This window comes from Sandaracinobacter sp., assembly GCF_041909755.1.
Taxonomy (GTDB): domain Bacteria; phylum Pseudomonadota; class Alphaproteobacteria; order Sphingomonadales; family Sphingomonadaceae; genus Sandaracinobacteroides.
In genome coordinates this window covers 1-17611 of record NZ_JAYRCW010000024.1, presented here as the reverse complement: position 1 = coordinate 17611, position 17611 = coordinate 1, and the positions used below count along the sequence as shown (strand labels likewise).

Below are 17611 nucleotides of genomic sequence, written 5' to 3'. Positions count from 1 at the left end.
CATCGGGGGAGTTTCCGCCATGGCCAGCATCGCCAACGCGCATCGCCGAAGCCGCTTCTTCCTATGGATGGCCGCCCTTGCGCTCTTGATCGCGCTCACGGGCTTTGCCCCCACCTACTGGCTGCCGATGGCCGCCGGACGCAGCTTTCCACCGATCCTCCACATCCACGGCGCGATCTTCGTCGCCTGGAATCTTCTGTTCCTGTGGCAGAGCTGGCTGGTCGCCACCAACCGCACGGCCGATCACCGCCAGTGGGGCCTGCTCGGCATCGCGGTCGCAACCGCCATGGTCATCTCCGTGCTGCTTGCCGTCCAGAACAGCTATGTCGCCGCCGCCCGTATCGGCATGGAGCCGCAGGCCCGGGCCTTCTCCAGCGTCTCGCTCACCGGCATCGCCTGGTTCGCCATTCTCTTCACGCTGGCGATCCGGAATGTCCGCAAGCCCGATGTCCATCGCCGGCTGCTCCTTGGCGCCAGCGTGCCGCTGCTTCAGGCCGCCGTTGCGCGCTGGTTCCAGGTTGCGCTCACCCCGCCCGACGCAGTCGGCCCGCCGCCCGTCTTCGTGGCGATTCCGCCCGGGCTCGTCGTCTGGTTCGTCTTCTTCGGCGCGCTCGCCCTGCACGACAGGCAAAGCCTCGGCCGGCTGCATCCGGCGACGATCTTTGTTTCGGGCGCCACGATGCTCGTCATCCTCCTGCCGCTCGTCCTCGGTCCGTCGGCCGGCTGGGCCTCTTTCACTTCCGCGTTCGCAAGCCTCGCGCCAAGGGGCTGAATCGCGCTTGCGCCGCCCGAATAAACTGATATCAATTTAATATCAGTTTACGGGAGGCAAAATGTCCGATTCGTCTGTTCCCCAGCTCGCGGCCAGCCGCGAATCCCCGGCCACCAGTCACAATGGGCTGGCGATGCTGGCCATTGCGGCGATCGCCTTCGCCCTTGCGCTGATGGCCGTGTTCGCCCGCGCACCGATCGCCCTCGTGCCGACGGGGCTGCTGCTCCTGCTGATCCTCTCCGGCTTCTACATGATCCAGCCCAACCAGGCCGCCGCCATCCTACTGTTCGGCGCCTATCGCGGCACCGATCGCACCGAAGGCCTGCGCTGGACCTGGCCCTGGATGACCCGGAAGAAGATCAGCCTGCGCGCCAACAACCTGATCTCGCAGCAGATCAAGGTGAACGACCTGCGCGGCAACCCGATCGAGATGGCGGCCCAGGTCGTCTGGCGTGTCACCGATACGGCGCAGGCCCTTTTCGACGTGGATGATTACCGCGAGTTCGTCCTCGCCCAGATCGAGGCCGCGATCCGCGCGATCGGCGCCCGCTATCCCTATGATGATTTCGAACATCATGACGTCACGCTGCGCGGCCACCATGAAGAAGTGGGCGCCGAACTGAAGCAGGCGCTGAAATCCCGCCTCGCGGTCGCCGGCATCACGGTGGATGAATGCGGCTTCACGCACCTTGCCTACGCGCCGGAAATCGCCGGCGCCATGCTCCGCCGCCAGCAGGCCGAAGCCGTGGTCGCCGCCCGCAAGACGCTGGTCGAAGGCGCTGTCGGGATGGTGGAAATGGCGCTGGGCCTGCTCAGCGAGAAGGACGTCGTCACGCTGGATGATGAACGCCGCGCCGCCATGGTCTCGAACCTGATGGTCGTGCTCTGCGGCGATCAGAACGCCCAGCCCGTGGTCAACACCGGCACCCTCTACCAATAGGGGAGGGGGTCTGTGCCCGAAGCCCGCAAGTCCCTGCTGCTGCGCCTCGCGCCCGATCTGCATGCCGCGGTCGAGCGCACGGCAGCCGCCGAACTGCGCTCGGTGAACGCCCAGATCGAACTTCTCATCCGCGAAGGCCTCGCCCGGCGGGGCGTGAAACTGGCCGATGCCGCCCCCGTCCGGCGCGGCCGGCCACAGAAGGACATCTGAAATGGCAACCAACCGCCCAGCCAGGCAGGCCCGCCCAGGCGCAAACCGCCGCCCGCCCGCGCCGGACGATGCCGAAGCCTGGTTCGCGCCAAAGCGTCACGGCATCGGCGCCGGCCTGCCGTTGCGCTGGCAGGGCTGGGGGCTCCTCGCTGCCTTCCTGCTCGCGGTCACCGGCCTCGCCATGCCCGCAAACGGCCTCCCCAACGCCGGACGGCTCATCGCCATCCTCGCCCTGACGGCGCTGTTCCTGCTGATCGCAGCCCGCAAGACAAGGGGCGGCTGGCGCTGGCGCAACGGCGAGGACTGACGGCGGCCCCCGTCCCCGCCCGTCGGCGCTAACCGTCTGCCGCCGCCTTTGCGGCCGCAATCAGCTCCGCGTCGATCGCCTTCGCCCGCCCATAGGCCGGGCGCGCCCGCAGCCGCTCCAGATAGGCCGCCATCTTCGGTGTCGGCTGGATCATGCCGAACTTCGCCGGCCAGTCGATCGCAGAGCCGGCATAGACATCGGCCGCCGAAAACCGGTCACCGGCAATCCACTCGGTGTCGGCCACGGCGATTTCCAGCGCGTTCAGCACATCCTCCCAGCTGCCATAGCCCGCCATCAGCTTCTGCTCGCCCTCCGGCACGATCTTGCGGAAATGATCCAGCATCGCGCTTTCCACCGGCCCGGCGGCAAAGAACAGCCAGCGGTAGTAGGCCGCCCGGTCCAAAGGCGCAGGCGCCAGCCCCGACTGCGGAAACGCATCGGCCAGATAGGCGCAGATTGCCGCGCCCTCCGTCACGATATGCCGCCCGTGCCGGATCGCGGGCACCTTCCCCATCGGATTGATCGCCAGGTACCCGGCCGACTTCATCGTCGTCCCATAGTCCAGCAGCACCGTCTCATAGGGCTCGCCCAACTCCTCCAGCATCCAGCGGACCGTCTGCCCGCGCGACTGCGGATTGGTGTAGAAAATGATCCCCGACATGCCCTGCGCCTCCTGTTGCAAATAGGAACATAACCGGAACAGCGCTGAGTCGCCAGCCCGTCTTGCACCTCGACGTGTCCGGCCCTAGCCTGCCGGCAACAAGGATTTCGGGGGAGGTTCCATCATGCTCATCCGCGCAACCGCGGCGCTGCTCGCCGCCGCGCCCGCCATCGCCCAGTCGCCGCCCACCGCCGCGCAGACGGATCCGGCAGCCGCCGGCCTGATGCAGGGCAGCCCGGTCCCCGCCGAACGGCAGGTTCGCTGGGACGATGGCTCCATGTGGATCTTCCCCAAAACCCGCTGGGCCTTCTCCAACCAGCAGGCGCTCGTCCCAACCGCCCCGATCGCGCGCGAAGGGCCGGTGTCGCCGCTGCCACGGGCGCTCCGCACCGATCTCGATGCCGTCGCCTTCACCACGCTCGCCGGCAAGCCGATGACATGGGGCGAAGCCTTCGACGCCAACTACACCGACGGGATCGTCGTCCTTCATCGCGGCCGCATCGTCTATGAACGCTATGCGGGCGCCTTCGGCCCGCACGGCCGCCACATCGCGATGTCCGTCACCAAAAGCTTCGTGGGCACGCTGGCGGAACTTCTCATCCACGAAGGCCGGCTGGATGAAGGCCGCACGGTGGCCAGCTATGTCCCCGAACTGGCGGCGTCCGGCTTCGGCAACGCCACGCTCCGTCAACTGCTCGACATGCGCACGGCAATCGCCTTTTCCGAAGATTATGCCGGGCAGGGCCTCTCGGATGTGAACCGCATGGCGTTTGCCACCGGCATGGCCCCCAGCCAGCCGGGGTTCACCGGCCCCACGGGCAATTTCGCCTTCGCCGCCGGCCTTGGCGCGAACGGTCAGCATGGCGGCGATTTCGTCTATCGCACGCCCAACACGATGGCGCTGCAATGGGTGGTCGAACGGGTGGGCGGTGCGCCGCTCGCCGCGCAGATGTCCGAACGCTTCTGGAAACCGATGGGCATGGAACAGGATGCCACCCTCAATGTCGACAGGATCGGCACCGCCTTTGGCGGCGGCGGCCTGAACGCAGCGCTGCTCGACATGGCGCGGTTCGGGGAAATGATCCGCAAGGGCGGCCGCTGGAACGGGCGGCAGATCCTGCCCCCCGCCGTCGTCGGCGCAATCCTGTCGCCGGGCGATGCGGCGGCCTTCGCCAACACGAAATATCCCGGGATCGAAGGCGGCAGCTATTCCAGCCAATGGTGGCATCGCGCCGGCGGGCAGACCATGGCGGTCGGCGTCCACGGGCAGGGAATCTACATCGATCCCAAGGCCGAACTGGTGATCGCCCGCTTCGCCAGCCACCCCATTGCAACGAACCGCGCCATCAACCCGGTCACCATGCCCGCCTATGATGCGGTCGCAGCGAAGCTCAGCCGGCGCTAGCGTCCATCGCCAGCTGTTCGCCGGGGGCAAGCGCCGGAAACCGTGCCGCCGCCACGCCCGCCGCATCGCGCGCCGCCGCCAGCTCTGCAGGCGGCGCGTCGCGCGCCTCGTCCGTCAGCTGAAATGTGCCCCAGTGCAGCCCCAGCGCCTGCTCCGCGCCAAGGTCCGCCAGCGTCCGCACCGCCTCGGCCGGATTCATGTGCTGCTCTGACATGAACCAGCGCGGTTCATAGGCCCCTACCGGCAGCAGCGCCAGCCTCACCGGGCCATGCCGCCTCACCGCGCGGAAATAGGCTCCGTCGCCATAGCCGCTGTCCCCCGCGAAGAAGATGTTGCCCCCCGGCGCCACCAGCGTCCACCCCGCCCACAGCGCCCGGTTGCGGTCCAGGAACCAGCGGGAAGACCAGTGATAGACAGGCTCGGCCACCGCCGTCAGCGGCCCCATGGGCACGGCTTCGCCCCAGTCCAGCTCGCGCGCCTCGATTCCGGCTTCGGCAAGCATCCGGCCATGGCCCAGCGGCACCAGGATCAGCGGCCGGTCCCTCTCCCACAGGCGCTTCAGCGTGGGCACGTCCATATGGTCGTAATGGCCATGGCTCAGCAGCACCAGGTCGATGCGCGGCAGGTCGTCGAACGCAACGCCGGGCGCCGCCACCCGCTTCGGCCCGGCCCAGTCCACCGGGCTCGCCCGATCCCGCCAGATCGGGTCGGTCAGGATGTTCAGCCCCTGCGTCTGCACCAGCACGGTCGCATGCCCCACCATGGTGGCAATGATCGCATCGCCCGCCACCCGCGCCGCGGGGATCGCGGGCGTCACCGCCACCTGCTCCGGCCAGGGTGCAGGCTCGCGCGTGCGCTGCCAGCGCAGCAAATCGGCCAGATCCTTGTCGCCGATCTCGGCCCCGCCCGGCAGGCTGAAGCGCTCGCCATCGAAATGATCCGAAACCGGCCGGTCGACAGGCCCCGGATCCAGCGCCATGCCGGCCAGCAACAGGCCGCCCGCCACCAGCCCGGCTCCGATCAGGCCATTGCGCAGCCAGCCCATCGCGTCAGTCCACCAGCTCCACCACTGCTTCCACTTCCACGGGGATGTTCATCGGCAGGCTGGGCGCTCCCACCGCGCTCCTCGGCGCCTTGCCGCCCTCGCCGAAAGCCACGACCATCAGGTCCGAAAAGCCATTCATCACCTGTGGATGCTGGGTAAACTCCGGGGTGGAATTCACGAAGCCCAGGATGCGCACAAACCGCTTCACCTTCGAAAGCTCGCCCACCGATGCCTTGATGGTCGCCAGCATGCACAGCCCGACCTTTTCGGCAGAATCGCGCCCCTGCGCAACGGACAGCCCGGCGCCAAGCTTTCCATTCGCCTGCGTGCCGCACTGCCCATGCCCGCTCAGGAACAGCAGGTTCCCCGCACGCGCGCTGGTCACATAGGTCGCAACCGGCGCAACGGGCGACGGCAGCACATGCCCCTTTGCAGCAAGCCGCTGTTCGGGCGTCTCCGCCTTGCCGGGGGCCGAAACGGCCACCGCCATCATCACCGCTGCCGCAAGTCCCGCATGTCCACGCATCGCGCTCTCCTTCTGCCGGCCGACATTAGGGAAGGGCGGTCGCCGCCGCAAACGGCTCAGGCGCCGCGCGCGCCACCAGCCCGGCGCCACCCACACGGCCGCCCTCTGCCCCAATCACTTTGCCGGCACGGCCTTCGGGAAGCTGAAGCTGCCGTCCAGGATCGGCTCGCCCGGCTTGTAGAGCCGCACGATATAGTTCCAACCCGGCATGATCCGCAGATAGTTGGGCGCCTTCGGATCGCCCCCGAACCTCACCGTCACCGTGCCGTCCTTGTTCGGCTTGGCGGTCAGGTTGTTGATGGAGGCCGCGCTCCCCGGCGCTTCGAAATAGCCCTTCTCGTTATAGACCGTGATGGACCAGAAGCCGTCCACCGGCACCTTGCCCACCGTCAGCATGTGCGGCGTCGTCCCGTCGTTCGCGGCGACCACCTCGTTCAGATAGATCGCGTCCTTGCGCGGGTTGCCGCCCCATCCGGCAGAGGTCATGATCAGGTGCTGCACCGGGTCCACCTCGCCCGCATCCCCGAACGCCTTCGAGGTGTCCGGCGAAAACAGCGCCATCTCGTTCAGCAATGTATGCAGCTTCTCGCGCTGGGCCTGATCGAAATCGGTCAGCTCCAGCTTGCCCTTGTCCGCCTGGATCAGCTGGATGCCGTCCTGCGCCGCATGTGCCGCCTTCACATCCTTCGGGTCATCCGGGTTGAAGAAGGTGCGGAACAGCACCAGGGCATGGCGTGTGCCGACATTGTCCTTCGTCAGCTCGGTCCGCCCCGGCGTATAGGACACGCCCTTCACATAATGATCCTGGTTGATCACGATCATCGATTGGAACCGCTTGCCCGTATCGGGCTTCACGATCGTCGCAGGCGACGTCAGGTCCAGGATTGCAAAGCTGTACAGCGTGTCCCGGTTCATCCGGATCACCGGCTGGCCGGCATCGGGCGGCGCCGCCCGGTCATGCCCCAGGGTGCCCACGCCATAGCGCTTGGCATAGCTCCCCAGATACGCCTCGGTTTCCGCCCGCTTGAAATTCTCCACCGTCACCGGAACCGCCGCCGCCAGCGGTGCCGCCAGCGCAAGGCCGATGGCCGCCAGAACAGTCGCTCGAATCATGCCCCTCTCTCCTTCCACACGCGTCCGCAGGCAGTAAACGCACGCCAGGCCGGTCTGTCGGCGCCCATGTGGGCGCCCAGTCCCCACCTGCTCAGCCCACCTTATAGCCCCGCTGCGTCAGGCAGCCTTTATAGGTCTGCGTCCAGGCCTGCTGCTTCTGCGCGGCCTGCGCCTGCGCCTGCTGCTGCGCGGCCATCGATTGCCGCCGGTCCTGCCGCTTGCGCGCGCCGCCCGCCATCATCCCCACCGCGGCGCCGGTCTGCACCTGGTTTTCCCGATACTCGTCCTTCACCTCGCCCGGCGCGTTGGGATAGTTGTTGTCCTGCACCTCGGCCACCACCGCCCCGGCGGCCGCCCCGCGCGCGGCCCCGCCAAGCCGCTGGCCATGATGCCCCTGTGGCGCGGCCTGCGCCGGCTGGGCCGGGGCAGCGCCCGGCGCCGGCGGGATATAGCCGGTCGCCTGCGTGGCGGCCATCTGGCACTCGCTCTCGTCCTTGGCCTGCTGCGGCGTCTTGGCCGGGGCCGCCGAAGCCGGGGCAGGCGCCGGGGCCGCCACCGCAGGCGGGGCAGGTGCCGGCGCAGCCGTCTGCGCATATCCTGCCGTCCCCACGCCCCCCAGCGTCAGCCCGCCCACAGTCAGACACGTCAGAATTCGCCGCATCTCGTCGCCTCCCTCACCCCACACATCGGCCCTACCTACCACGGCATCCGGGCAGGATTGTCCTGCTCAGGCCAATGCGGCCCGGCCCTTCAAAGCCGCCAGCACGTCATGCAGGCTCGGCGCCACCGCATGTGCCAGCGCCCGCAACTCCGCCGTCGGCGGCAGCAGATCGGGCACCATCACCACCGGCACCCCCGCCGCCGCGGCAGAGCGCACCCCGTTCGCGGAATCCTCGCACGCCAGCGCCGCCCCCGGCGAAACCCCCACCCGGAGGAAAAAAGCATCGTCTTGGTGCTAGCGTTTTGCGGATCGTTGCCTGCGCAATTTAGCCAAGCCACCGCCCCATCCGACCAACGATCCCCACGAAGATCTTTCGTGGCTGTTGCGGGTACAATCGCATTTTTCAGAGGAACGGCAGGTTCACGATTTGATTGGGGGCGCACCGCCCAATCCGTTAGGAGCGGATTGCCATCGTAATTTAGGAAGGTCTTTTCACCGACGATGTTTCCATCCTTATCCAGCGCGTCGGTCGTCACGTCGCTGATAGATTCGCCTTTGCTAGTATCCCAAATCAAAAAGCTGATCGGAAAATCGCCCTGAAGGCCTTCGAAGCACCGGTTGTGGACAACAAAACCGCCGAGAAACAAAGCTTTCCATACGCAGCGGAAATCGTTCAAGGTTGGCGCGCTTAAGTACTTAAGGGTGCTGAACATGGCGAGCGTCGCGCTCGGTAGCTCTTGGTCAATTCGCGCCACGAACTGTGTGTAGAGCTCATTGCTGGCCTTGCCATATGAAGCCATTGCTGCATTAGCGAACCGGGTATTTGCCACACCAAGCTTGTTGCTACTTGTAGCACGAGCGACGGAAACGCCGCCGCTAGTCGCCTCCGCATAAGGCGGATTGATCAGCACCAGAATAGGCTTCGCGCCCTTCTTGCCCTCGCGCGCATCGGCAATCGCCTGCCGCAGCGCCATCGGCACCTTGCCCGACAGGTCGTAATCGATCTCGCCGAAATCGGTCACATCGTCGTTCAGGTAGTCATACTGGAAAATCTCGGCCCCGGCGAAGGCCGGGTTTGCGGGCAGCGCGGACATAGGTGAGCAGCTGCGCGAACATCAGCAGCGGCGCAGTTGCAGCTTCCTTGGCCTCGAACCAGATTTCCGGGGTCTGGATATCGACCAGTCCCTTGAATACGCCCTTGAGGCCAAGCGCCTTGATATAGGCGTCCTTGACGTCTTCCTCGGTGCGGGCGGTGGCAAGCGACTCAACAAGACTCATGAAACATTGACCCCCTGGTTACACGAGCACGCCCCTAGGCCACCTCCAGCCGCTTCTCTGCAATCCGCTTCGCCCACTCCACCGGCCCGGTGGCATGCACGCTAGTCCCCGCCGAATCCACCGCCACCGTCACCGGCATGTCCTTCACCTCGAACTCGTAGATGGCTTCCATCCCCAGGTCCTCGAAGGCCACCACCTTCGCCCCCTTGATGGCCCGCGCCACCAGATAGGCCGCACCCCCCACCGCCATCAGGTAAGCCGCCTTGTGCTTGGCAATGGCCTCGATGCCCGCAGGCCCGCGTTCCGCCTTGCCCACCATCGCGATCAGCCCGGTTTCGGCCAGCATCGTTTCGGTGAACTTGTCCATCCGCGTCGCGGTCGTCGGCCCGGCCGGGCCCACCACCTCGTCGCGCACCGGGTCCACCGGCCCCACATAGTAGATCACGCGATTGGTGAAGTTCACCGGCAGCTTTTCGCCCTTGGCCAGCATGTCCGTCATCCGCTTGTGCGCGGCGTCGCGCCCCGTCAGCATCCTGCCGTTCAGCAGCAGCCGGTCGCCCGGCTTCCAGCCCGCCACAATCTCCGGCGTCAGGCTGTCCAGGTCCACGCGCACCGCTTCGGGCGAAGGCTTCCAGTCCACCTTGGGCCACCTGCTCAGGTCGGGCGCCGGCAGGAAGGCCGGGCCGGATCCGTCCAGATGCACATGCGCATGCCGCGTCGCCGCACAGTTCGGGATCATGGCGACAGGCTTGGAGGCCGCATGGGTCGGATATTCCAGGATCTTCACGTCCAGAATCGTGCTCAGGCCGCCCAGGCCCTGCGCCCCGATCCCCAGCGCGTTCACCCGGTCGAAAATCTCGATCCGCAGTTCCTCCGTCCGGCTGTTCGGCCCGCGCGCCTTCAGTTCGGCCATGTCGATGGGCCCCATCAGCGCTTCCTTGGCCATCACCATCGCCTTTTCGGCGGTGCCGCCGATGCCGATGCCCAGCATGCCCGGCGGGCACCATCCCGCGCCCATCAGCGGCACGGTCTTTTCCACCCAGTCCGGAATCGAATCGCTGGGGTTCAGCATCACGAACTTGGATTTGTTCTCCGATCCGCCGCCCTTGGCCGCCAGCGCGATTTCCAGATGATCGCCCGGCACCATCTCCACATGGATCACGGCGGGGGTGTTGTCCCGCGTGTTCACCCGGGAAAAGGCAGGGTCCGCCACGATGGAGGCGCGCAGCTTGTTGTCCGGATGGCCGTAACCGCGCCGCACGCCCTCGTTGATCATCTGGTCCAGCGTCATCGTGCCGTCCCACTGAACGCCCATACCCACCTTCACGAAGGCGGCGACGATTCCCGTATCCTGGCAGATCGGCCGGTGCCCTTCGGCGCACATGCGGCTGTTCGTCAGGATCTGCGCAATCGCGTCCTTCGCCGCCGGGCTCTCTTCCAGCTCATAGGCCCGGCCCAGCGCCTCGATATAGTCCAGCGGGTGGAAATAGCTGATGTGCTGCAAGGCATCCGCCACGCTTTCGATCACATCCTCGGCCCGGATCAGCGCCATCGTCCCAGTCTCCTTCGTCGCCCCGCGCTCTAGCCGCCGCCCGCTCCGGATGCCAACCCCGCCAAAAGCTGTGCATGGATTGGGGGAGAAGTGCCGCGAACGCATCGCCCCGCTGGCCAATTCCCGCCTTTCACACCAGTGTCATAAGCGCCGGGGCAAGGGCCGATCCGCAATGCCGTGTCATAAAAATCCGCTTGCGCGGGCGGACGGACGTGGCACTATCCCTTGTATGGGGGGTCGCGAACACACCCCAACAAATTGTGCCTGGTTCGGCTCCATCCGCTTCGCGGCAACAGCGTGGGGGGTGCCGGAATCAGGCGGGACAACCTATAACGGGCATCCGGATTGAACCATCCGGCCCGCCCGGAACAAGAATCGAGTCAGAGGGGACGATGATGGATTTCCAGCGCAGCGAAACGCCACCCGAAGGCGATGTCGCAGCCACCAAGCCAGACAGCCACGCGATCTATGGTCCCCGCTTCCCGGTGACGACGGATCCGTCGCGCGATTCCCGCCTCACGGCGTTCGGGATCGAAACGCTGAAGGATCGCTACCTGCTGCCCGGCGAAGGCTGCCAGGATCTGTTCGCCCGCGTCGCGGCTGCCTATGCCGACGATGCCGAACACGCCCAGCGCCTCTATGATTACATCTCCAACCTCTGGTTCATGCCCGCCACCCCCGTCCTTTCCAACGGCGGCACCGGGCGCGGCCTCCCCATCAGCTGCTACCTGAACTCCGTGTCCGACAGCCTGGAGGGCATCGTTGGCACCTGGAACGAAAATGTGTGGCTGGCCGCCCGCGGCGGCGGCATCGGCACCTATTGGGGCCGCGTGCGCGGCATCGGCGAACCCGTCGGCCTCAACGGCAAGACGTCGGGCATCATCCCCTTCGTCCGCGTCATGGATTCGCTCACGCTCGCCATCTCGCAGGGCTCGCTCCGCCGTGGATCGGCGGCGGTCTACCTCGATATCTCCCACCCCGAGATCGAGGAGTTCCTGGAAATCCGCAAACCCTCGGGCGATTTCAACCGCAAGGCGCTGAACCTCCACCATGGCGTACTCGTCACCAACGCCTTCATGGAAGCGGTCCGCAACGGCGCCGAATTCGATCTCGTCTCCCCGAAGACGGGCGAAAAGCGCGGCCAGGTCGATGCCCGCGCCCTGTTCCAGAAGCTGGTCGAAACCCGCCTCCAGACGGGTGAGCCCTACATCGTCTTCATCGACCATGTGAACGACAACATGCCGAAGCATCACCGGGAACTGGGGCTCAAGGTCTCCACCTCGAACCTCTGCTCGGAAATCACCCTGCCCACCGGCAAGGACCATCTCGGCAACGACCGCACAGCCGTCTGCTGCCTCTCCTCCCTCAACTTCGAAACCTGGGACGAGTGGAACAAGGACCCCCGCTTCATCGAGGATGTGATGCGCTTCCTCGACAATGTCCTGCAGGATTATATCGATCGCGCCCCAGAGGAGATGGCGCGCGCAAAGTACAGCTGCGAACGCGAACGCTCTGTCGGCCTCGGCGTCATGGGCCTGCACAGCTTCTATCAGGCCCGCAACATCCCCTTCGAATCCGCCAGCGCCAAGGCGTGGAACAACAAGATGTTCCGCCACATCCGCGCCAAGGTGGACGAAGCCTCGATGCTGCTCGCCGCCGAACGCGGCGCCTGCCCCGATGCGGAAGAACGCGGCGTGATGGAGCGCTTCTCGTGCAAGATGGCGATCGCCCCCACGGCCAGCATCAGCATCATCTGCGGCGGCACCAGCGCCTGTATCGAGCCGATCCCGGCGAACATCTACACCCACAAGACGCTGTCCGGCAGCTTCGCGGTGAAGAACCCGTTCCTGGAAAAGCTGCTCATCGAAAAGGCGAAGAACTCCGACGCCGTCTGGAACTCGATCCTCGAACAGGGCGGCTCGGTCCAGCACCTCGATTTCCTCAGCCCCGATGAAAAGGCCACCTTCAAGACCGCCTTCGAAATCGATCAGCGCTGGCTGCTCGAACTCGCCGGCGATCGCACGCCCTATATCGATCAGGCCCAGTCGCTGAACCTGTTCATCCCGGCCGACGTGGAAAAATGGGATCTCCTCATGCTCCACTTCCGCGCCTGGGAACTGGGCATCAAATCGCTCTATTACCTCCGCTCCAAGAGCATCCAGCGCGCAGGCTTCGCCGGCGCCGTCGAGTCCGACAACACGCCCGAACTCCGACAGATCGAAGTGACGGTGACAAACTACGACGAGTGCCTGGCATGTCAGTAACAAAGGCGGCCGCAGCCTGGAGCAGGATTGCGCAGCAATCGTGCGAAGGCCTGCGGACTCGCCGCAGCGACCGGCCGGCGGGTTCGGGCAAGCCGCAAGCGGCGGCTTTGCCGACCGCTTTCGGCATGCCCGAAGCCCGTCCGACGACTCCCCAGGCAAAGGCGGCCGCGAATAGCGCGCAGCGCTATCTCGCGGACTCGCCGCAGCGTCGGCCGGCGGAGCCGCTTCGGCGGCTTTGCCGTCGAACGCGTCTCCGTCCGACGACTCCCCGCGCACAGGCCGCCTGACATGACGCCAACCGCAAACCGGGCCTCGGCCGTGCAGGGCAGCGCCGCCCCCGCTCCCTCCCCCCGCGGGGGGGAGGGCTGGGAAGAGGGGGCGACCTCTCCGTTCGCACGCACCGCATCGCAACCGCGCGCGAAGCGCAAATCCCGCATCGCCCGCGATATCGCCCTGTTCGCGCTCGCCGCCCTCACGGTTGCTACGGTCACCCAGCTTCTCACCAGCGCGCCCACCTCGGCGCAGGCCGGTCGCTGACATGCCCCCCCGCCGCCGCCACGCCGTTCTCGCCACCGCCACGCTCCTCAGGCTCGCGCGCATGCGCCGCCTGAAGCCGCTGAAGGGCCGCCCGGCCCCTTCCCGGCGGCGGCTCTCTGTTCTATATTCGTTCTCGCATTCCCAAGGATAACCGCCCATGCCCCTTCTCGAAGCCAGCCGCGTCTACAAGCCCTTTGAATACCCCTGGGCCTATGATTTCTGGAAACGCCAGCAACAGCTGCACTGGCTGCCAGAGGAAGTGCCGCTGGGCGAGGATTGCCGCGATTGGGCGCAGAAACTGCACGAGCATGAGCGCAACCTGCTCACGCAGATCTTCCGCTTCTTCACCCAGGCCGATGTGGAAGTGCAGGATTGCTACCACGAAAAATATGGCCGGGTGTTCAAGCCCACCGAAATCAAGATGATGCTCACCGCGTTCAGCAACATGGAAACGGTGCACATCGCCGCCTATTCCCACCTGCTCGATACGATCGGCATGCCGGAATCCGAATATTCCGCCTTCCTCAGCTACAAGGAAATGCGGGACAAGCATGATTATCTCGCCACCTTCGGCGTGGATAGCGATCAGGATATCGCCCGCACGCTGGCGATGTTCGGCGGCTTCACCGAAGGGCTCCAGCTCTTCGCCAGCTTCGCCATGCTCATGAACTTCCCGCGCTTCAACAAGATGAAGGGCATGGGCCAGATCGTCAGCTGGTCGGTGCGCGATGAAAGCCTCCACTGCGAAGGCATCACCCGCCTGTTCCACGCCTTCTGCGCCGAACGCCAGTGCCTCACGAAATCGGTGCGGGATGACATCAGCGACATCTGCCAGAAGACGGTCCGTCTGGAAGACGCCTTCATCGATCTCGCCTTCGAAATGGGCCCGGTGCCCGGCATGTCGGCGAAGGAAATCAAGAAATACATCCGCTTCATCGCGGATTGGCGGCTGAAGCAGCTGGGCCTGCAACCCATCTACCTGATCGATGAACACCCGCTGCCCTGGCTGCAACCGCTGCTGAACGGGGTGGAACACGCCAACTTCTTCGAAACCCGCGCGACGGAATATTCCAAGGCCGCGACCAAGGGGAACTGGAACGAGGTATGGGAGAACTTCGATCGCCGGCAGAGCGCGAAGGTTGAGGTCGTCGCGAACGATGTGGCTGGCGGGCCGGATTTGCTGGGTGGGGTTGGGGCGGCTGAATAATAGCGCACGCGTCTTGTGGTCGTCTGGGGAGTCCGGCCACTTACTACATGAACAGGAGTTTTCGGTTTCATGAAGGACAGGTACTCCCTGATGTCATCTGGTTCGGGCTCGCGCTTTGCTAATCCTCTGCTTGATGAACATGCCCCAACTCTTCCGTTCGAGCTGGCTGTTAGCACGGAATACTACGTAACAAAGGGGCAAGATATCGCCTTCCGGTGCGATGCGAAGGAGGGCGGTACATACTTTTGTAAGGACGATAAGAACGGGCGTGCTATTCGAGCCACCGAGTGGTTCTTTACGAGGTTGGCGGGCCACCTCGGAGTGCCGGTACCCGAGTGTCGGGTTTTGGTTCAGAGGAATGGAAATCGGGTTTTCGGTTCTCTGATGTCGCCTTCCACTGCGGATGACAATGACGCGATGCATTACCTGAGCACGCCGCAGAGAGATGAAATTGGCGCTCCAATCGAAAGGATGGGCCGGTTTCTCTCTGGCATCACTGCCCTGGACCTCTTTGCAAACAACCCCGACCGTGGTCTGCATAATTTCATCCTAAACGGACCGCCCGGTCGCCGCACCCTGCGGCCGATAGATTTCGCATCCGCAGACATCATGTCGCTTGCATCGGAGAGGTTTCCTGGCCCACAGAGTCCTACCGTCACTGACGGTCGATTCCTGCGCCGTGCCCATGGATTTTTCCTCGACGCGTCGCTCGAAATGGTCGACCGGCTAGCGGGCGTACCTGAGAGTGCCATTTCAGATATTCTGAATGACGCTCCCGCAGAATGGATGAACGCATCGAGCAAAGGAGCCATCGTTGAGGTCTGGAGAAAACGTGGCTTTGAGGTGCGGTTGTCCGCAATCCGTCAGGGGTTGAGGGATGGTTCGCTGCTATAGCTTTGCCGTCGTACAGATGCGTTCTGACACCTTGCGGAACGAGCGCCTAAACGTGGGTCTTGCAGTATTTGGACTGGACGAACTTATTATCCACATTGGCCGGAGGCTGGACAAAGTTCGGGCGGTATCGGCGGCAGTGGACATAGACCGCCTTAGATCATCAGTTGAGAGCCTGCCGGAAATTGACAGCTATGCACGCGAGGAAGGTCATGAAACGGCCAGTGCGCGGGCAGATCGAATTTGTCAGTTGACCCCATTTGCTTTCACAGCCTTTGGCTCTTTTGAGGCTATTAATCAGAGCGAGTACGAATATCGTATTTCTCAAATTATGCAGAGCCTTGTCGAACCAGAAGCGTCAAGGGGACAGCGCAACAAAGGAAAGTCTTCAAAGGTATTGACTGACCTCAAAAAGACACTCCGAATGAAGGGCGTTTTGGCTCTTAAGGATGAGGGCCTAGAATCTCATCGCGTTGTTCCCAACATGAAGCTAGCCGAGGGCCTGTTGGCAGACTTAGTTCTCAAGAATGGCGCGATGCACATCATTGAGACAGTGGATGCTATAAATCCCGAAACGTCGCTAAGGAAGGTGGTCACGGACATCGCGATGTCCAACTTCCTATTTGAGCAGGCGAAAATACTTTTCGATGGCGCAGAAACAAAGCCTAAACTGGTTTACCAGGCGGCCTCCCATCTAGAGTCACTTGCCTCAGATGCACTGAGCCTTGCAGAACGTAACGGTGCTGAATTGGTAAATTGGCATTCTATGTCTGATAGAATAAAACTTGTTTCTTACATCTCTGCGTTGGCGACTCCAGTAGAGAGAGCCGCGAAGGTGGCGGACGATGTGTACGTCCAAACAAGCAAACAAGCTCGGTTCAACCTCAACTAGCTTTAACACCGAGCGGCCGGCGGCAAAGCCGCCGAGTCCGCCCCCAGCCCCAGAAGAAACAAGAAAGATTGCGGGCAAAGCCCGCTCGTCGGTCGGGTTCCGCTGCGCCGCCCCGCCGGCCGGACCTGCGGCGAGTCAGTCCGCTAGTGCTATCGCACTAGGCCCTGCCGCCTCCGGTCGTTGCAATTCCAACGCCTCTTCCACCGATCCCGTCAGCCACTGGTCCCAATCCGCCCGGTCCAGGATCACCGGCATCGCCTTGGGGTGGATCGGGGCCACAACCGCGTTCGGCTCCGTCGTCAGAAAGGCGAACAGCCGGTGGTCCCCCGTTTCCGGCGCGCTCTTCGGCCCCCGCGTGCCGTGCCAGGGCCGCCAGATCCCGGCAAAGGCAAAGGGCTCGCCCGATTCCATATGAAACCAGCGGTCGCCCTTCGGCGGCCCGGGGGACCATTCGGCAAATTCGCTCACGAACACCAGGCACCGCCATTCCGCCCCCAGCCAGGGCCGCCAGAAGGGCTTGTCCGGGTGCCGCACATTCGTCACCACCCGCCCCTGAACCGGCGGAAACCCCCAGCGCATCGCATCCAGCACCAATCCACCGCGCGAATCCAGCCGCCCGGTCAGTCCCACCCGGTCCGGATACATCTCCTCGCTCACCCGGCCCCGGAACGGATTGATCCGCGTTTCGGAAAACTGGTCGTCCGATCCCCAGTTCTCCAGCTTCCGCAGATCATTGCGATATCGGTTGCACATGGTCCCACCGCCCCCTCGACCGCCCCCAGCATATCCCCCGCACGGCCCGGATCAACAGCGGCCGCCCGCCCGGCCGCAACAGGGACGAATCCGTGGAACAAATCCAACAAATCCAACAGCTTTTGCCCCTATCCCGTTGAAAACAAAGTGTAGGGAAATGTTCCACGTGGAACAACCAATCTGGTTATCGGCGGCCAGGCCCGCCTTTTGCCTGCCTGATCCAGATCAAGTTCCGCCCCCGCTGCCCATGCCATCATCCCGGACATGCGCGGCAACCGCGCCCGGCCGGGGAGGGCCGGTGAAGAAGGGGAAGGGAAGGGCAATGGCTGATCTGGATCAGGCGCCGGTCGCACCGGTTTCGGTCGCCGCCAATCTGCAACTGGCGGATCTCGGCTCGGCGCTGGTGGCCGGCTGGGCGGATTTCCGCGCCCATCCCGCCTATGGGCTCTTCTTCGCCGCCGTGTACATCGTCGCCGGCTATGCGCTTCACTATGCGCTCTTCACGCGGGGGGAACCGGGCTGGCTGGTGCTGGCCGCCGCGGGCTTCCCGCTCGTCGCCCCCTTCACCGCCGTCGGCCTCTATGAAGTCAGCCGCCG

At 64.6% G+C, this 17611-nt stretch carries 21 protein-coding genes; 11 read left to right on the top strand and 10 right to left on the bottom strand.

All coding sequences use genetic code 11. The features are described 5' to 3' along the window. Positions 1-19: 19 nt before the first annotated feature. From ACE3O8_RS05300 to ACE3O8_RS05285, 4 genes are all read left to right on the top strand, one after another. Positions 20-772, top strand: coding sequence for a hypothetical protein (locus ACE3O8_RS05300; RefSeq protein ID WP_374387533.1), 753 nt, complete (start codon positions 20-22; stop codon positions 770-772). Between the two features lie 61 nt (positions 773-833). Next, positions 834-1712 carry an SPFH domain-containing protein gene (locus ACE3O8_RS05295; RefSeq protein WP_374387531.1) on the top strand — a complete coding sequence of 293 codons (879 nt, stop codon included), beginning with the start codon at positions 834-836 and terminating at the stop codon, positions 1710-1712. Positions 1713-1724: 12 nt separating this feature from the next. Next, positions 1725-1922: a toxin-antitoxin system HicB family antitoxin gene (locus ACE3O8_RS05290; RefSeq protein WP_374387529.1), complete on the top strand. Its 198-nt coding sequence runs from the start codon at positions 1725-1727 to the stop codon at positions 1920-1922. A gap of 1 nt (position 1923) precedes the next feature. Next, positions 1924-2229, top strand: a complete 306-nt coding sequence (locus ACE3O8_RS05285; RefSeq protein WP_374387527.1) for a hypothetical protein — start codon at positions 1924-1926, stop codon at positions 2227-2229. A gap of 28 nt (positions 2230-2257) precedes the next feature. On the opposite strand, the gene ACE3O8_RS05280 is transcribed toward ACE3O8_RS05285, so the two are convergent. Next, positions 2258-2890: a glutathione S-transferase family protein gene (locus ACE3O8_RS05280; protein ID WP_374387526.1), complete on the bottom strand. Its 633-nt coding sequence runs from the start codon at positions 2888-2890 to the stop codon at positions 2258-2260. A 124-nt stretch (positions 2891-3014) separates the two neighbouring features. On the opposite strand from ACE3O8_RS05280, the gene ACE3O8_RS05275 reads away from it, so the two are divergent. Next, entirely contained in the window at positions 3015-4295 is a 1281-nt protein-coding gene (locus ACE3O8_RS05275; RefSeq protein ID WP_374387524.1) for a serine hydrolase domain-containing protein, read from the top strand. On the opposite strand, the gene ACE3O8_RS05270 is transcribed toward ACE3O8_RS05275, so the two are convergent. From ACE3O8_RS05270 to ACE3O8_RS05235, 8 genes are all read right to left on the bottom strand, one after another. Beyond that, positions 4282-5340: an MBL fold metallo-hydrolase gene (locus ACE3O8_RS05270; RefSeq protein ID WP_374387523.1), complete on the bottom strand. Its 1059-nt coding sequence runs from the start codon at positions 5338-5340 to the stop codon at positions 4282-4284. The genes ACE3O8_RS05275 and ACE3O8_RS05270 overlap by 14 nt on opposite strands. A 4-nt stretch (positions 5341-5344) precedes the next feature. After that, positions 5345-5866 carry a RidA family protein gene (locus ACE3O8_RS05265; protein WP_374387521.1) on the bottom strand — a complete coding sequence of 174 codons (522 nt, stop codon included), beginning with the start codon at positions 5864-5866 and terminating at the stop codon, positions 5345-5347. Between the two features lie 114 nt (positions 5867-5980). After that, positions 5981-6979, bottom strand: a complete 999-nt coding sequence (locus ACE3O8_RS05260; RefSeq protein ID WP_374387519.1) for a DUF1214 domain-containing protein — start codon at positions 6977-6979, stop codon at positions 5981-5983. Between the two features lie 91 nt (positions 6980-7070). Beyond that, a complete protein-coding gene (locus tag ACE3O8_RS05255) occupies positions 7071-7640 on the bottom strand; it encodes a hypothetical protein (RefSeq protein ID WP_374387517.1) in 570 nt (189 codons plus the stop codon). A gap of 66 nt (positions 7641-7706) precedes the next feature. Then, on the bottom strand, positions 7707-7856 hold the full coding sequence (locus tag ACE3O8_RS05250) for a hypothetical protein (protein ID WP_374387515.1): 150 nt from the start codon (positions 7854-7856) through the stop codon (positions 7707-7709). Next, positions 7820-8734 carry a hypothetical protein gene (locus tag ACE3O8_RS05245; RefSeq protein WP_374387513.1) on the bottom strand — a complete coding sequence of 305 codons (915 nt, stop codon included), beginning with the start codon at positions 8732-8734 and terminating at the stop codon, positions 7820-7822. The genes ACE3O8_RS05250 and ACE3O8_RS05245 overlap by 37 nt, the downstream gene beginning before the upstream one ends. Further along, complete coding sequence (locus tag ACE3O8_RS05240; RefSeq protein ID WP_374387512.1) at positions 8679-8918, bottom strand: hypothetical protein; 240 nt, start codon at positions 8916-8918, stop codon at positions 8679-8681. The genes ACE3O8_RS05245 and ACE3O8_RS05240 overlap by 56 nt, the downstream gene beginning before the upstream one ends. Positions 8919-8952: 34 nt before the next feature. After that, a complete protein-coding gene (locus ACE3O8_RS05235) occupies positions 8953-10470 on the bottom strand; it encodes a fumarate hydratase (protein WP_374387510.1) in 1518 nt (505 codons plus the stop codon). Between the two features lie 395 nt (positions 10471-10865). Here ACE3O8_RS05235 and ACE3O8_RS05230 point away from each other — a divergent pair, with 395 nt between their 5' ends. The 5 genes from ACE3O8_RS05230 to ACE3O8_RS05210 all read left to right on the top strand — a co-directional run bounded on the left by ACE3O8_RS05230 (position 10866) and on the right by ACE3O8_RS05210 (position 16261). Next, positions 10866-12734, top strand: a complete 1869-nt coding sequence (locus ACE3O8_RS05230) for a ribonucleoside-diphosphate reductase subunit alpha (RefSeq protein ID WP_374387508.1) — start codon at positions 10866-10868, stop codon at positions 12732-12734. A 288-nt stretch (positions 12735-13022) separates the two neighbouring features. Beyond that, positions 13023-13271, top strand: coding sequence for a hypothetical protein (locus ACE3O8_RS05225; RefSeq protein ID WP_374387506.1), 249 nt, complete (start codon positions 13023-13025; stop codon positions 13269-13271). 157 nt (positions 13272-13428) lie between these two features. Further along, on the top strand, positions 13429-14478 hold the full coding sequence (locus tag ACE3O8_RS05220) for a ribonucleotide-diphosphate reductase subunit beta (RefSeq protein ID WP_374387504.1): 1050 nt from the start codon (positions 13429-13431) through the stop codon (positions 14476-14478). 69 nt (positions 14479-14547) lie between these two features. Beyond that, entirely contained in the window at positions 14548-15372 is an 825-nt protein-coding gene (locus ACE3O8_RS05215; RefSeq protein WP_374387503.1) for a HipA family kinase, read from the top strand. 16 nt (positions 15373-15388) lie between these two features. Next, on the top strand, positions 15389-16261 hold the full coding sequence (locus ACE3O8_RS05210) for a hypothetical protein (protein WP_374387501.1): 873 nt from the start codon (positions 15389-15391) through the stop codon (positions 16259-16261). A 135-nt stretch (positions 16262-16396) separates the two neighbouring features. On the opposite strand, the gene ACE3O8_RS05205 is transcribed toward ACE3O8_RS05210, so the two are convergent. After that, the gene (locus ACE3O8_RS05205; protein ID WP_374387499.1) at positions 16397-17014 is read right to left on the bottom strand and encodes an SOS response-associated peptidase; all 618 of its coding nucleotides are present in this window, start codon (positions 17012-17014) and stop codon (positions 16397-16399) included. Positions 17015-17336: 322 nt separating this feature from the next. On the opposite strand from ACE3O8_RS05205, the gene ACE3O8_RS05200 reads away from it, so the two are divergent. Further along, on the top strand, positions 17337-17611 hold a 275-nt coding region (locus ACE3O8_RS05200), incomplete at its 3' end, for a DUF2189 domain-containing protein (RefSeq protein ID WP_374387497.1).